Source organism: Brumimicrobium salinarum, from assembly GCF_002844555.1.
GTDB classification, from domain to species: Bacteria; Bacteroidota; Bacteroidia; order Flavobacteriales_D; family Crocinitomicaceae; genus Brumimicrobium; species Brumimicrobium salinarum.
On the sequence record NZ_PJNI01000007.1, the window covers coordinates 55,717 to 72,136 of the forward strand.

The 16,420-nt window shown below is 35.1% G+C and carries 12 protein-coding genes; 7 read left to right on the top strand and 5 right to left on the bottom strand.

Annotation, left to right across the window (positions count from 1 at the left end):
• The first annotated feature begins 39 nt into the window (after positions 1-39).
• Positions 40-1,191 (top strand): hypothetical protein, encoded by a 1,152-nt coding sequence (locus tag CW751_RS06895; protein ID WP_133122150.1) that lies wholly within the window; start codon positions 40-42, stop codon positions 1,189-1,191.
• On the top strand, positions 1,179-2,627 hold the full coding sequence (locus tag CW751_RS06900) for a T9SS type A sorting domain-containing protein (protein WP_101334276.1): 1,449 nt from the start codon (positions 1,179-1,181) through the stop codon (positions 2,625-2,627). The genes CW751_RS06895 and CW751_RS06900 overlap by 13 nt, the downstream gene beginning before the upstream one ends.
• Before the next feature lies 1 nt (position 2,628).
• On the opposite strand, the gene CW751_RS06905 is transcribed toward CW751_RS06900, so the two are convergent.
• Both CW751_RS06905 and CW751_RS06910 read right to left on the bottom strand, forming a co-directional pair.
• The gene (locus tag CW751_RS06905) at positions 2,629-3,144 is read right to left on the bottom strand and encodes a KdsC family phosphatase (RefSeq protein WP_101334277.1); all 516 of its coding nucleotides are present in this window, start codon (positions 3,142-3,144) and stop codon (positions 2,629-2,631) included.
• Positions 3,134-3,913, bottom strand: a complete 780-nt coding sequence (locus CW751_RS06910; protein WP_165779237.1) for a Rossmann-like and DUF2520 domain-containing protein — start codon at positions 3,911-3,913, stop codon at positions 3,134-3,136. The genes CW751_RS06905 and CW751_RS06910 overlap by 11 nt, the downstream gene beginning before the upstream one ends.
• A gap of 98 nt (positions 3,914-4,011) precedes the next feature.
• Between CW751_RS06910 and ccsA the strand changes: the two genes are divergently transcribed.
• The 4 genes from ccsA (at position 4,012) to CW751_RS15365 (ending at position 10,568) form a co-directional block, all read left to right on the top strand.
• The gene (gene ccsA, locus CW751_RS06915) at positions 4,012-7,299 is read left to right on the top strand and encodes a cytochrome c biogenesis protein (protein WP_101334279.1); all 3,288 of its coding nucleotides are present in this window, start codon (positions 4,012-4,014) and stop codon (positions 7,297-7,299) included.
• A gap of 3 nt (positions 7,300-7,302) precedes the next feature.
• Positions 7,303-7,782, top strand: a complete 480-nt coding sequence (locus CW751_RS06920; protein WP_101334280.1) for a glutathione peroxidase — start codon at positions 7,303-7,305, stop codon at positions 7,780-7,782.
• A complete protein-coding gene (bshB1, locus tag CW751_RS06925) occupies positions 7,772-8,494 on the top strand; it encodes a bacillithiol biosynthesis deacetylase BshB1 (protein WP_101334281.1) in 723 nt (240 codons plus the stop codon). Before CW751_RS06920 ends, bshB1 begins: the two co-directional genes overlap by 11 nt.
• A 334-nt stretch (positions 8,495-8,828) precedes the next feature.
• Entirely contained in the window at positions 8,829-10,568 is a 1,740-nt protein-coding gene (locus CW751_RS15365; protein ID WP_165779238.1) for a T9SS type A sorting domain-containing protein, read from the top strand.
• Between the two features lie 282 nt (positions 10,569-10,850).
• Here CW751_RS15365 and CW751_RS06935 read toward each other — a convergent pair whose 3' ends face one another.
• Together CW751_RS06935 and CW751_RS06940 are read right to left on the bottom strand one after the other, a co-directional pair.
• Positions 10,851-11,765, bottom strand: coding sequence for a polymorphic toxin type 23 domain-containing protein (locus CW751_RS06935; RefSeq protein WP_101334282.1), 915 nt, complete (start codon positions 11,763-11,765; stop codon positions 10,851-10,853).
• Position 11,766: 1 nt separating this feature from the next.
• Positions 11,767-13,137, bottom strand: a complete 1,371-nt coding sequence (locus tag CW751_RS06940; protein ID WP_101334283.1) for a right-handed parallel beta-helix repeat-containing protein — start codon at positions 13,135-13,137, stop codon at positions 11,767-11,769.
• Positions 13,138-13,436: 299 nt separating this feature from the next.
• On the opposite strand from CW751_RS06940, the gene CW751_RS06945 reads away from it, so the two are divergent.
• Positions 13,437-13,694 (top strand): type B 50S ribosomal protein L31, encoded by a 258-nt coding sequence (locus CW751_RS06945; protein ID WP_101334284.1) that lies wholly within the window; start codon positions 13,437-13,439, stop codon positions 13,692-13,694.
• A 1,258-nt stretch (positions 13,695-14,952) separates the two neighbouring features.
• Here the strand turns inward: CW751_RS06945 and CW751_RS06950 are convergent.
• Complete coding sequence (locus tag CW751_RS06950; protein WP_101334285.1) at positions 14,953-16,389, bottom strand: T9SS type A sorting domain-containing protein; 1,437 nt, start codon at positions 16,387-16,389, stop codon at positions 14,953-14,955.
• Positions 16,390-16,420: the final 31 nt, after the last annotated feature.

A 16,420-nucleotide genomic window follows, 5' to 3' on the forward strand; every position in this document is an offset into this window, starting at 1 on the left:
TAACCATGTGTATAAGCATGCATATAGGTGCACAAAAAAATGTTGCCAGACCTCCATGATACAACATTATATAAACATGCTGTTGATATAAAAGGGATGGCTTTTAATCATGGGAATAGCTTGACAAATGAATTTTCTCGAAAATTTATATTTGGCGGATATATTGATGAAAGTCTAGCATCGAGAGAATATGCGAATCAAACTCGATATAATAGAATAGGAGGGGATTTAGGTGTACAACTATCATATCGTTCTGGTCAAACTATTTCCAAAAAACATCCTCATTTAGGGTGGATGCTGTCCGCTGCAAGTAACGTACACTTTTCTGGTGAGTACGCAGACGATCAATTTGGTTTAGTGTTTTTAGGAAATGCATCTTTTTTAGGTGAAAGTGTAAGTTTTTCTAGTTTAAATGGACGTTTTGAACAGTTTTTAGCTGTTGGAGGAGGTTTGTATAATAAAAAGACAAAATCATTTGTAAGTTTAAATGTCGTGCTTCCCCAACAATTTATTCAGTTGGAAATTGATAAGGGGAGCATTGGATTCAGTGATGAGGCAGAACAAATTGATTTGATGATGAAGGGTGAAGTTCTTCAAGGAAACAATAGTCCCTACTTTAAAGGTTTAGGAGCAGCCATTAATTTTGATTATAATGTTCCTTTCGGTGAACCTGATGGGTTTAGTGGTGTTTTTAGTGTGAAAGGAAGAAATATTGGAGGTTATCAATTAAATAAAGCACAGGTCTTTAAAGTTGATGTTGATCAGAGTTTTAACGGGTTTTCAGTTGATGAGTTGGTTGAAGAAGATCGGTTTTCTGCCTTGAAAGATTCTATAAATGGGACAGAATCTGAAATTTCTTCTTTTCGACTTTTGTCGGGATTTTTACAAGCGGGGAAAATAGTCTCTGTAAATTCGGATAAAAAAATACAGTCTTTTTTTGGGATTAGAATGTATACGAATACTATTTTCAAACCTTTAGTTTATGCTGGAGCACACTATCAACCTGTTGAAAAAGTAGCACTTGGTGCACAAGGCGCTTTTGGAGGCTATGGGAATTTTAGGTTAGGTTTTTATGCAAGTTATACAAATGAAAACTTGATATTGAGTATTGGATCTGAAGATATTTTAGGTTTATTTTTGAAAAGTCAAAAAGGGCACTCGGGATTAATTCGTTTAGGATGGAAAATTTAAAGAAAATAATTTTTATGTTGATTTGTTTTGCACCATTTTTATCGGGTGGACAAATCTCATTTTATAATAAATTTACAAGTGGACCTTTTGATCAAGGAAATGGCATTACACAATTACCAGATTCTAGTTATGCAATTACAGGTACATCTGGTGGTTTTGATGGTAACTCAGGTCAAGCATATCTCATGTTGATTGACAGTTTGGGTGATCATTTATGGACGAAAGATTATGGAGGGTATGGAGATGATATTGGAGTTCGTGTGATTCATGTTCCCAATGATGGATTTTTTATTGCTGGTTATACCGGTTCAACTGTTGACGGTAATTTGGATTTTATGGTTCTTAAAACGGATGAATCAGGTGAGTTGCTATGGCAGAAAAATTATGGTGGTGAAAATTGGGAAATACTTCATGATGCCCAAATCCTTTCAGATGGAGGACTTATTTTGGTAGGACATTCTGAAGGGAATACTACTCAAGAAAAAGATCTGTATATGGTGCGAACTAATGCTGTTGGTGATACCCTTTGGACTAAAACCATTCAAACCTCTACAGATGATATTGCTTATGCTGTTGATACACTTTCCAATTCTCAATTTGTAATTGGTGGAGTAATGGGAGATGCTGGAGTTCAAAGAGGAATGTTAGCAGCCTACAATAATGTAGATGGATCAGAGGTTTGGTTGTCTTTTAATCCAAGTGGAGATGTGGAGATTCTAGATTTAGAAGTTTTTGAAACAGATATTTACGCATCAGGATTTATAAAAAATACAGTAGAAAATCAAGATGATTATTGGTTAGGAAAATTTGATTTACTAGGCGTTTTTGATAAATATATTGACTTTAGTTATGATGGAGATGCTAGAATTACCGCTATAACTATTCGAGAATTTGAGGGGTTGTATATGGCTATTCAATCACAGGCTATTGATTTAAATCCTTTTCCTGGGGGTGAGGACATGTTTACAATGAAACTAAACACAGATTTGTTTTTTATTGGTTCGGGAGAGGGTTTTTCTGCATATAACGATGATAGGATTAATCAAATGATTGTTGCAAGCGATGGTGGAATTGTGATTGTGGGTACGGTCGGAGACAAGGAATTAGAAATTTCGTCCGGTACTGATGTTATGGTGGCAAGAATTGCACCAGATGATTCTTTTGTTCCAGGAGCCAATACAGGTCTTGATTTTGTTTCTGTTAAAAAAGAAATGCTAAAGTCTTTAGTGATTTTTCCAAATCCTACAAATGATTTCATCAATTTACCCAATCGTGTTCATGGATTAGAATATCAAATAACAGCTTTAAATGGTAGGTTGATGAGTAAAGGGCTTGTGGAGGCTAAAATAGATTTGAATAACCTCCGACCGGGTATGTATTTTCTTACGATTCAATCGGATCAACAAATTTATTCGGCAAAAATAATCAAGCAATAATCTACCATTCGTGGGCTTCTGCCTTGAACCATTTATCTTGTACCCTTAGTGTTTGTTCAATAACGTCACGAACGCAATGTTTTCCGCCGTTGTATGGGGATTGATAGTGTGCGATGTTTTTAATTTCAATGGCAGCGTCTTGTGGACAAGCAGCTACGCCAACTTTCTGCATAACATTATAATCTGGAATGTCATCGCCCATGTATAAAGCTTCTTTGTCTTTGAATTTGTATTTCACTTTTAAATCTTCGTAAATCTCAATCTTGTTAGAGGCTTTTAAAATAACCTCATTAACACCTGCACTTAATAAACGTTCTTTAGTGGCTTGTGAATTTCCGCCTGAAATGATGAAAATTTTATACCCCATCTTTACAGCATATTGCAAGGCATAACCATCCCTTGAATTTAAAGCCCGAACAGCTTCATTTGTAAAGATATTTACGTTTCCATCTGTCAAAACACCGTCAATGTCAAAAATGAATGTAGTGATGTTAGATAAACTTATTTTATAACTCATGTTTTTTAATTTCTTTTGGTATTAATTCACTAAACAAAGCATAGAGCGCTTTAGTTTTTGGGTCACTGATTGAATTTAAATGCTTTTGTATTATTTTTTTGTCTCCTCGTGCAGCTGGTCCTGTCTGTGCTTCAATAGGCGATAGTATCTCTAGTTTCTCGGTAGTTTCTTTGATTAAAGGTAGCAGTAGCTTGAAGTCTAGGTCATGTTCATCCAAATGCTTTTGGGCAAGATGATACAGGTAATTTGAAAAATTGTTTACCATTACTGCGCCAATATGTAAATTATATCGGTCTTCTGAATTAGCACATTTTACATAATTACTAACGCTGCTGGCTAAAGATTTTAATTCTTTTTCAAACAATTCTGAGCGGGATTCAATCAAAAATGGAATACTAGAAAAATCCACCAATTTATTTATGCTAAAAGTCTGAAGCGGATAAAAGACTCCTAAATAAGGCCTGTCTGGTAAATCTTCCAATCGAATGCTGCCAGAGGTGTAAGCTACTTTTAAGTTTTTATCTAATGACGCAACTACTTTAGGTATAGCGCTATCACTGATGCAAATAATAACTAAACTATTGGAAGGGATTTTAGTTGCGCTTGTTATGTGTTTGGTTTTTAGCTTTTTAGAGAGTTTTTTTGCTTTTTGTTCATTTCTACCGTAAACCGCATTTATGTGATTTCCCTTTCTTTTTAGTTCACTTCCAAGTTGGTGGGCAACCTTTCCTGTGCCAAAAATTGTGATATCTGAATCTTTATTTATCATGTTATAAAAATAGCCTCTATTTTCAGCCAAAATTAACATTAAAATCATTCTAAATTAGCAAAGCTTTCGTACTTTTGTCAAGTAAAAATTATTGAGTAATGTTAGATAAAATTATAAGAGGGCTTTTCTCGATGAAAATGATGGCAGTAAGTATGGTCATTTTTGCAGTGGCTATAGCATGGGCAACTTTTATCGAGTCGGATTATGGAACTCCTGCCTCAAAAATAGCAATATATAATGCGCTTTGGTTCGAAATATTATTACTTCATCTTTCTATAACGTTAATCGTTAATATTGTAAAGTATAAAATGTATCAAAAAGGGAAATGGGCAACCTTTGCTTTTCACTTGTCTTTTCTTTTGATTATTGTTGGAGCTGCTTTAACGCGTTATGTCGGTTTCGAAGGTCAAATGCGTGTAGCAGAAAATGAAACAACGAACGTCATTTATAGTTCTACTCCATATTTCACGCTGAAGGCAAATGATTTAGTTAATCAATATACCCACGAAGAGAAACGTTGGCTTTCCGAAGGTGTAGAGAATCCATTTTCCTTTGATTTTCAATTGCCTAATCAAGAGGAGTTTTCCGTTGAATATGTATCTTATAAAGAAGGTATGGTTGATTCTTTAATTAAAGATGAGGAAAATGGAAAAAATGCCATTGAATTAGTCATCAAAGGACAAAGTAGATATGTTTTTGAAGGTGGCCAACAAATGATAGGAGGAGTTAATTTTGCTTTTGAAAATAAAGAACCATCATTGCCAGGCGTTTCGATTACTGAAGATGAAGGTATGCTTTATATTCAATCAATGATGCCGTATAAACGTGTTGATATGACCTCTTTAAGTAAAGAGGATAGGATGTCAAACGCAATTGATCCTAGCGCAATAACTAATATACCGGCGGATACTTTACTGCCATTTTATCCCAATCAATTATATATGATAGGAGATGAGAGTCTTGTTTTTAAGGATTTTAAGAAAAAAATGGTCATTAAAAAAATGAAGTCTCCAGATAAGGATGGCGGTAATGACTTTTTAACTTTAAAATTATCTAATGGTTCAGAATCAAAATTAGTCGAAATAGAAGGTAGTTCAAATCACATCCTTGATGAATCCTACTTTAAATTTGGCGGATTAAATTTTGAAATCGGCTATGGAGCAAAACCAATTCTTATTCCGTTTTACGTTAGATGTAACGAATTCCAATTACATAAATATCCAGGGTCTTCTATGGCAAGTTCTTTTGCTTCTGAAGTAACTGTTATTGATTCTTCTAGAAATCATACCCATGACCAACGTATTTTTATGAATAATGTAATGGATTACCATGGTTATAGATTTTTCCAATCGAGTTACTTTCCGGATGAGTCGGGAACAGTGCTTAGTGTAAACTACGATTGGTGGGGGACAACAGTAACTTACATTGCTTATTTGATAATGTCAATTGGTATGATAATGTCCTTATTTAATAGAGTGGGAAGAATGAAAGAATTGAATACTTTAATTAAGAAGTCAAGAGCTAATCGTTCCAAAATGCTTAAAGTTTTGGTGCTTATCCTTGGATTTAGTTTTGGAGGAAATGTATTTGCACATGGTAATGATTCTACTCATGTTCACGCAGATGGAACAGTGCACAATCACAATCATGAGGAGCATAATCACGAACATGATCACAGTCATGCTAAAGATGCCCAAGAAGAAGCTGTACCACGTGCAATTGAAGTAAATTATTTAAGTGTTGAAGATGCTCAAAAAATAGACGATTTATTAGTACAAGACTACGATGGTAGAATTATTCCTTTTCATACCATGGCAGATAAGCTATTAAGGAAAATTCATCATGATGATAAGTTTGGAGAGTATAATGCTGTTCAGACTTTAGTATCTATGCATTTATATGGACCTAGTGGATGGAAAGAAATAGATATTGCTTATGTTTCGAATAAAATTCGAGAGGAACTAGGAACGGGTAAATATGTTTCTGTTGCTGATATGGAAGATGAACATGGTACATTCAAGTGGATGGATGAGTACGAAGTTGCACATGGTAAATCAGACGGACAGAAAAATGAGTTTGATAAGAAATTAATCAAATTAGGTGAACGTTATAGGTTGTTAAAAGAGATTTTTCAATTTCAACACTTGCGCATTGTTCCTATTCCTGGAGATGATAATGGGACATGGGTATGGCCATTTGCACGTGAGCTAAGAGATAAAGACCAAAAAGCAAATGCTTTAGCAACTAATCTTCTGCGTTCTTTATTTTCTGTGGCTCAAGGAGAGGCAAAGTTTTCGGATGCACAACAATACCTAGTTCCCTTGAAGGAATACCAATGGGAGGAACTGAAGAAATATGAAGCGGAAAATCCGCACCTGAATAAATTGACACATAGGCATGTAAATGTAGAAATCGCCTATAATAAGTTTAAAGTTTTCGATAAAATTCAATCGCTATACTTTTTATTCGGCTTCTTAATGTTAATCTTGTTCTTTTTTAGAACTCTAGTAACGCCAACCCACAATAGTGAATCAATCATAAAGAAGATAAGTTACTTTCTTCTAGCTGGGGTGATTATTGTTTTTGTTGGTCATGGGGTCGGTTTAGGAATGCGTTGGTATATTTCTGGTCACGCACCATGGAGTAACGGTTATGAAGCTGTTGTGTTTATTGCTTGGTCAACTATTCTTGCGGGACTATTCTTTGTGAAGAAAAATCCAGCTGTTATTGCCGCAACGACACTCTTGGCAGCAATGATGCTTTTCGTAACAGAGTTAAACTTATTGGATCCTGAAATTACACCTTTACAACCTGTTTTGAAGTCGTATTGGTTAATGATTCACGTGGCAATTATTACTTCTTCTTATGGATTCTTAGGTATTTCTGGAATCCTAGGATTGGTGAATATGATTCTTTATCTATTGAAAACGAAGAAGAATAAAAAGCGTTTACAAATGAATATCGTAGAACTTACTTCTGTTTCAGAAATGGTGTTGATTATAGGTTTGTTTATGCTAACCATCGGTACTTTTCTGGGAGGAGTCTGGGCTAATGAATCATGGGGTAGATATTGGGGATGGGACCCAAAAGAAACATGGGCATTAGTTTCAATGCTTGTTTATGCGGTAATTATTCACTTGAGGTTTATTCCGGCATTGAGCAACAGACTTTTGTTTAATATATTGAGTTTGTGGGGGTATTCAGCTATTTTATTTACATTCTTCGGAGTAAACTTTATTCTTGTAGGACTGCATTCTTACGCTCAAGGAGACGGAGTTGCAGAATGGCCAACATCTGTTTTCGTTGCAATTGGTTTGTTCGGAGCCTTTACAATAGTAACTGTTGCTAAGTATTTAATGGACACATCGAATAAAACAAAAAGATAGATTATGAATTTGTACGATTTTGATTTTAAGAAAATAGATGGTACTTCTTTTAATACGGATGAATTGAAAGATAAGAAAGTGATGGTTGTAAATACGGCATCCGAATGTGGACTGACTCCACAATACGAACAGTTGCAATCCCTTTTTGAGAACACATCAAGAGATGAGTTTACAATTATTGGTTTTCCATCTAATGATTTTGGTGGACAAGAGCCAGGAACAAATGATGAGGTGGCTACTTTTTGTGAAAAGAATTACGGTGTTTCATTTCCAATGATGTCTAAAATTGCTGTAAAAGGCGAAGAACAGCATCCATTGTATTCATGGTTAATTGAAGAAAGTAAAAAGAACAATGGAGCAGAGGAAGTAGCTTGGAACTTTCATAAATTCTTAATTGACGAAAGTGGAGATTTTGTAAAAGATGTACATCCAAAAACACTTCCAAACGCAGATGAAATAACGAATTGGATCAATGGTAAATAAAGTTGATATTTTAGCAATAGGGGCTCATCCCGATGATGTTGAGCTTGCTGCTGGTGGAACAATCATAAAAAGTGTTCAACAAGGCAAAAAAGTGGCTGTTGTTGATCTAACCCAAGGTGAACTTGGTTCTCGTGGTACAATAGAAACGCGTTATGACGAAGCTAAAAACGCAGCTGAAATAATGGGGGTTGAATACCGTGAAAATTTAAAAATGGCGGATGGATTTTTTGAGAACACTGATGAAAACCTGAGAAAACTAATTGTAGCCATAAGAAAATACCAGCCAGAGATTGTACTAGGAAATGCACCTTCAGACCGACATCCTGACCATGGGAGAGGCAGTGAGTTAATAACACGTGCTTGTTTCCTCTCGGGTTTGTTAAAGATTGAAACCGAATTCGATGGAAAACCCCAAGAGAAGTGGAGACCTAAAGTACTTTATTACTATGTGCAAGATCGCTATATTAAGCCAGATTTTATTGTTGACGTATCACAACAAAAGTCTATAAAATTTGATGCAATCTTGGCGTATAAAACCCAATTTTATCAACCCGATGCACAAGGACCTAAGACTCCTATTTCAGGGCAAGATTTTTTAGATTCCCTAGAGGCTCGACTTATTCAAAACGGAAGAGATATTGGTGTGCAATATGGTGAGGGATTTATTGGTGAACGAATAATTGGTGTTGAAAATATATTTGATGTTAAATAGATTTTTATTAAAAATTATTACGAATTAATTTTGTCTTCTGCTTTTCAATTGTTATTTTTTTGATTAAAACTGTCCAATTTAATGAACGACTCTTCATTTGTAACAATAAAAAATATTTCGCTAAATTACAACACAATATTTGGGAATTAAAATGTCGATGGTGTCCAAGGGACGATAAAGTTTAGGTGGTTTTATCTTTTTTATGAAAAAAGTAAATCATAAGGTAATAAATGTTAATATTCTATTTTTGAACACGCTACATTGTTTAACTCATTTTCTTACTTTTATGTAATTTATTGCTATTTTTGTTCTACAAACTATAAAAATTAATGATATGAAAAAAAGTTTACTTTTGGTATTAGTATTAGCTTTTGCTAGTTCTATATCAGCTCAAGTTATTTTCTTTGGAGAATCACCTTTAGCAATTGAAGGAGCGTATGATTTAACTTGGAGCGAACCAAGCTCAAATTGGGGTAGTCCAGATTTAGAAGATCCTGCTAATTCTGTTCGTGACACGCTAGTAATGTTTGAAAGTGATTCAACAGCATGTACCGCAGCTACAAACGCAGGCGATCTTGCAGGTCAGATAGCCGTTGTTTATCGAGCGGATTGTCAATTTGGTGAAAAAGCGGAAGCTGCTGAAGCTGCAGGAGCAATTGCATGTGTAATTATAAATAATATTCCTGGAGCACCAGTAGGAATGGATGGTGGAACCAGCGGACCTACTGTTGGTATTCCTGTAGCCATGATTTCAGATGTTGATGGCGCAGCATTAGTAAACGAAATGGCAAATGGAGCAGTTGTAGTCTTTATTGGAAATAAATTGGGGTTCTTTGAAAACGATATTTCTTTACATGAAAATAGAGTATTGAGACCTGAATATTCGAATATTCCTAGTGCATTGGCTGCTGATGGTTCAGAGTTTCCTGTTCAGTTAGCTGCAACTATTTCTAACTCTGGAGTAAATGAGGCAAAAAATGTAAGACTTAATGCTATTATCTCTTTAAATGGAACAGAGTTATATAATGACACTTCAAATGCGGTAGATATTCCATCAGGAGATACATTCCATTTTACTTTGCCAACTTATGCACCTGCATCGTGGGATGAAGGATATTATGAATTGAACTATTTCGCATTAGCTGATTCAATTGATGATAGTGAATTCGATAATCAGGTAGAGTCTGATTTCGTTATTAGTCCAAATAGTCTTTCCTACGCATCAATTGACGAGTCTACCATGTTACCAAACTCAACGGGAGGAAACCATCCAATTGATGGAAATGGTAACCCGATTCCATTTTATTCTTCATGTATACATTTTAGAAATGCTAACGCGAGTAAGTTAGCACCTCGTTCTATCACGTTTTCAGCTTTGAAGGGGTCAGATGCTGAAATCCCATCAATGGAAGGTGAGACAATTGAAATTGGTGTATATGAATACAACGATGTCTTCACTGATATTGAGGATCCTGGATATGAAATTCCTATTTCTCAACAAGTTTTATTAATGAGTTCTGAATTTATTTATCCTACAGATTCAAGTGGTAAAACAATCACAGCTGAGTTTGCAAATGAAGATATTTTTGCATTAGAAGATAATCAAAGATATATATTCTGTGCTTCAACTTATGTAGAGGAGGTGTACCTTGGATCAAACTCAGATCGTGATTATACAATTAATGAGGGAGAGTTTAAACAACCCTTATTTCCTATTCAAGCTCCTGCAGGAACATTTGATCCAAGAGGATTTGGGGCTTCAACAGTACCTAGTTTAATGGTGAACTTTATTCCAGCTGCTCAGGTAGGTCTAGATAAAGAAGATCTTGGAATTGCAATGAATGCTTATCCATCGCCTGCTGCTGAAGTGTTAAATGTTGATTTTAACAATCACATAGCGAATCAAGTTCAGTTAGTTGATATGACAGGAAAAGTTGTTGTTTCTCAAAACGTAAATAAAAATACTAAGAAAACAACATTAGATTTGACTGGTGTTGAAAATGGTGTTTATTTGGTTAATGTTCGTCTTGATAACAACATGACGCACACTATGCGAGTAGTGGTAAGCCATTAATACTAAAGTATATTCTTTCAAATGGTGGTTTCGTAATACGGAGCCACCATTTTTTTGTGTATCTTTTGTTGTTTTTATCACAAAATATTAAGAAAGGACACGTAATTGTAAGGTAGATCTAAATCTTGTAGAAATAGTTTAATCTTTTGAAATTTAGAGTTTTAATGGATGAGTATAAAAAGTCCGCTGAACCAGGCTTGCGAGCTCATTTTGGCAAGCTCAATTCATCGCAAGGCAGTTAATAATGGAAGTTAACTGTTTAGCGATGTATATTAAACCTAGTTAATAACTAAAACTTCTATTCAGTCCTGTCTGCATAAAAAATCGCAGAGGAGAAGCTTCTTCCTTGCGGTGTACCGGCATACCATAGATGTTGAGCATAGGATAGTTAACGTTCGGTTTACGCCATTTTTTAGGTATAAACTTTTTGTCATGCATAAACTTGTTTTGCAGTCCATTTCTTATTTTTTCGCCGTCTATACCAACCACCAAAGAAGCATGGTTGCCATATATGATTTCATAATCAATTCCAATACTTAAAATGCCGTGACTGGTTTTTCCATAATGTGTGGAGCTTAAGTCTTTATATCCTTTTTGATAAATACTGTCAGGTGTATTTAGTAAGGGTGTTCCTCTGGTATCTCCAGTCCATAATTGTGTGTTTAAACTAATGTTGTATAGGTCGTCATGATACGCAATGCCTGCATAGCTTGTCCTATATCTATCTCTTCCAGATCCAGCGAAAATGTCATTTTCAATTAAAAAACTAAATTGTTGGATGTGAATGCCCCAACCTCCTGAACGCTGTGAAGTGCCAATATTGTCGAAATACCATAAATAATTATATGCAATCGCTAATGAACTTTTACTCTGATGGTTTAATCCATCGAATATTAGTTGGGGTGCAATTGATTTCTTCCCTGCTTTTAACACAACGCCTGTATTAATTCGTTGAGTCACAAAGTTCTTGCGTTTGCCAAGATGGGTGTTGTTAAATCGTATGTGATTCCCTAAATTGAATTGAATAAAGTCATAACTGTAGTAACCTTGAATTTTTAAGCCAACATGTGTTATATGAGTCCCTAGATTTGCAGATAATCCAACTTGTACCCCCCAACTTTCATTTGTCCATTTCTGTGCTGATGAAGTGGTTGCATAAAACACTAATCCTAAGGTAAGTAGATATCGTATTTTCATGTTAGTCAACTGAAAAAGCTCCAATATCGGGCACTGAAGAACGGTTTTTCCCGTCAATGTCTCTTGAAAGTAATGCAGGTGTTAGCGTTAAACTTGCGTTCCCTTGTTCATGTCCTGGAGTATTAGGTTTGATGATAAATTTGTTTTCAGACACATTTTCATATTGGATGTTTTTATTCCATAGGTTAGTAACGAAAGATGAGCCATTGAAGGGTGTTTTTTGACGAATTAGGTTGGTGTTGTATTCCATCGAAATGCTAACAGTTCCGTTGTTGGTAAGTGTATCATAACCAACTTGAAATTCTCCAGGTCCGTCAATTATTGAATTGTAAAATGCTCCTTCACCCACATCACCAATATAAGTCACGCCATCGCTTCTTGTGAAATAATTTTTTATAGCGACCGCAGGTTGGTTTCCTTCTGAGCCATAACTTAAAAATTGAGAATGTCTGAAGTTATGACTTCCTCCCTCCAATAATATATAAGCGTAGATAGAATTATTGTGGATATTTAAATTTTCTCCCATAATACTTCCACCTGAGTAATTGAATATTCCATAGCTTGAATGATTTGAAATTTCTGTATTCGTTATGGTAAGCGTTCGATTCGTGTTTGTGGGGTGATCATCATAAATATGCACACCTACTGTTCCGTTTTTGATAACCGCATTATCAATAGTTGATTCCAAAGCATGGTCAAGATATATTCCATAATATTGACCTTTTACATCTGCATAAAAAGGCTCAAGTCGATCTCCTTGTATCGTTACTTTATTGTTGTATGAACCGTCAATTATTAATTGTGCTGACTTCACGTACAACATGGCACCTTTGTGCATGTATATTTCTGTACCTTCTTGTATGGTTAAAGAGCTAAGAGAATCAACTAAAGCTAAATTATATATTACGTGTGGTTTGTCATTTGTCCAAACTCCACTAACTATTGTGTCATTATAAAAATGTGCGTTCCTACCCCATGCCGCAAGCTTAACGGATTGTGTTTTACCATTTGACTTAAATAAAACACTGTCAGTAATAATAAAAGGCGTTGAAGCACTCGTTTCTCCCAATGTAGCCTCCACAAACATAAATAAACTATCTTCGGCAGGAAGTACAATGTTTTTAAAGTCAGTTCCAGATTCTCCATCTAAATTTACGCGATATGCCGATGTTTTGCCTCCCGCAAGTACAATCTCATCTATTTTGACGGGCCGATTCGCGTTATTATAAATTTTAAATCGCTTTGTAGTTGTTCCAATAGTTGTAAAAACAGTATCAAAAAGAACAGTATCTACAGAAAAAGTTAGGTGATTTTTTGAAAAAAGAAGTTCTTTCTTACAGCTCGAAAGGTGCAGGGTAAACAACCCAGCCATTAGAAATGTAATTATGTAAATAAGATTTTTCAATATTTTAATTTTGATGCTGCTAAATTAACGATAAATAATGATTTTTATTTCTTGAGTCTTTATCTCCTTAAAATTAAGTGTTTTTACATTTTGAGTATCCTTACAATTGTTTTTTTAACGTTAATCATTAACATTTGTATATTTGGAAGATGGAAATAGACAATTTTTTCTGCTATTAAAAATTATTTTACACATCGATTGTGAGAATCGAAATTTAATTACTAAATTTGCCTTCCCATTTATGGCAAACTAGAAATTTATTTGAAATGAAAAAAGATATACATCCAGAAAACTATCGTTTAGTAGTATTTAAAGATATGACAAATGACTATACATTTGTTACAAGATCGTGTGCTGAATCAACAGAAACAATTAAGCATGAAGATGGAAACGAATATCCATTAGTGAAATTGGATATCTCTCACATGTCTCATCCATTCTTTACAGGTAAAGAACAGTATGTTGATACTGCTGGTCGTATAGATAAGTTTAAGAACAGATATGCACGTCACATGAAAAAATAAGTGACAGCATCACAATATTTGAAGAAGGAAAGTTAACGCTTTCCTTTTTTTTATGTTCTTTTTTTGCTCTAGCTATCCCTCAAAATGGATCAGTCTCAAAAGTTGGGGAGGGAGAGGTTTTAACCACTTTTATGCTTAAAGTTTTAACGATATATTTTATTCTAAATTATAAAAAACTTTCAGGATAAGATATAGAAGCATTGGGATACCAAGATAAGTCGTAATTATTGAAAAAGAGATTCCTAGTCGCCCCGAGTTCTCGGGACTCCATCGGAATGACAGGTGTTTGTTGGCTTTACCCCGAAGACCTCCTTATGAGCTGTCATTCCTCAGTTGTTAAAATATTAGATTTTAACAACTGAGGAATCTCTTCTTCCTTTTTTTGATAAAGTTTAACACTAGATAAAATTAATTGATACAGTTCTCGGCTGTAATTATTGAAAAAACACAACCTTATAACTAGGATTAACGACCTAGCTTGGTAGCCCAGTAGGAGAATATAAAATTTTGGATATGTTTTATTCAGATTGACAAATATTTATGCTTAATCCCCAATAATTAGTCTTGATCCCTCAAAATGGAAGTTAAGGATTTATGTATAGAAATTAGGGTGCAAACGTAACTGTTGGAGATTGGCCTGTATATATAAGCTTTTATTGTGCGTTAAATTAAAATGTAGATTGTTTGCTGGAATATCACCACCACGTCAAAACTGGGTATGTGTAGCTTTTCTAATCATTTTATATACATTCCATTTGATTGTTTATTGATACTTAGTATTTGTACTCATCATCCGATTAGTACTAAATGATTGAAAATTGAGGTGGGCAATTTATATGTCATAGAAATAGAATGTCACAGAAATAGAACAGTTGTTGGGAGTGAGTTATGTGCTGAACTACGTTTGCCAAAAATACAATGAATTTAAGTTAAGAAATAAAAAGAGGGACAAATAAAACATTTATCCCTCATAAATTTATAAAATGGTAAGTTGTTAAAACTTAACCCGTATTATTCATGAACACGAAGTCTCAGCGAAGCTAATTTAATTTTAAATCTATTCTAGACACAAGACCTAAAGTAATATATGCATATTTCGAGGGGCTTGTAACGACGAATAGATTTAAAATTAAATCAAAATCTTTCAAAAACCAAAGTACTCAAAAATGGGGTTCTTAAAACTTCCCAAAGAACCACTTAAAGACTTGATTTAAAAATATTAACAATTATAAAGATTAGGATTGTTGAATAATTCGGGTTAATTCTTAATGAACCTGTGCATACTTTGTGTATTTCTCGAAATAATCTTTACAAAATATACTCCTTTATTAAATCTTGATATATCAATTTTAGTATTTGATTTAACTATGTTTTGGGTTTTTAAAACTCTTCCAGCAGCATCTATTACTTTCAATTGAGTAGGGCTGTTTTGTGAACCACTTACTGATACATGAATAAAATTCTGTGCAGGATTTGGAAAAACATTAATCAACGTATTGTTTTTTTCCTCTTCAAGGCTTGCATTATTTACAACCATACAGTCAGAAGTTGCTGAGCAACCATTTTCCGTTACAATTACCGCATAGGATCCATTAACACTTGGTGTAAAGTCTTGATTAGTAGCTCCAGTAATTGGGCTATTGTCCGAACAATCTATCCATTGATAATCTGCCCCAGTAGCATTAGCTGAAAGAAACCCACCTCCAACTTGGGTTGTTGTTACATCGGGAACGGTGATAGTTAAATTTAAAGTATAAACTGAATCGCAACCATTAGTCGCTGCTCCCGCTACAATATGTGTTGCAGTGTTATTACTTGTTATGTATTGCACTCCATTTATCCATGTAAAAGGACCGCATCTATTGATGGTTTGGGTGGCCGTTTCATTACAAGCGCTAGAATAGATAATTCGAATTAAACCATCACCTCCGTCACCACCATTGTAGGTGTTTGATACTGCACCGCTTCCGCCAGCACCATACAAGCCATTTACACCGTTTCCGCTATATGTTACTCCGTCTCCACCTTCACTATTTATGTTTTGAAATAGCAAATTAGACGCACCAATACCACCGTCAGAATGATTACCTGCGCAGAATACACCACCAGTCGAAGTACTTGCATTTCCACCAATTGCACCTGCGCTTAATGGCGTTGCTGCTGCTCCACCACCTCCTGATGCGGCTTCATCTCCACAAATAGCACCGGAATCGAATGATCCGTTTCCACCTTTACCGCCATCTAAAGTAATATCTCCAAAGGAGTTACTTGCAGAACCACCATTCGCACCTACGCTAGAATTGTTAGCTGCTCCTTTACCACCTTCGGCTTTTACGCCATTGATGCCATTGACATAAAACCAGGTGTCACCGCCTGCGTTAGCTCCAGATGTACCAGAACCACCAGTTCCAATTTCATAGCTTATGGTTTGTCCAACAGTGAAGTTTGTAAATATGGTTTTTGCGTATGCACCACCTCCACCAGCGCCTCCAACAGCTTCTTCTGTAGAAGTATATGCACCTGCGCCGCCAGCTCCCCAACACTCTACTGAGATTGATGATGGATTTGCAGTTGATGGTACTGTCCAAGAACTACCGTTTGTTATGATTACAGTGTCTTGTTGAGCAATTAAATTGCCTGAAAACAATAGGGAAAGTCCGCAAGGGATACCCCAAATTAGATTTCTTAGTTTCATAGTTTGAAATATTAAAAAGTGTTAATTTTTA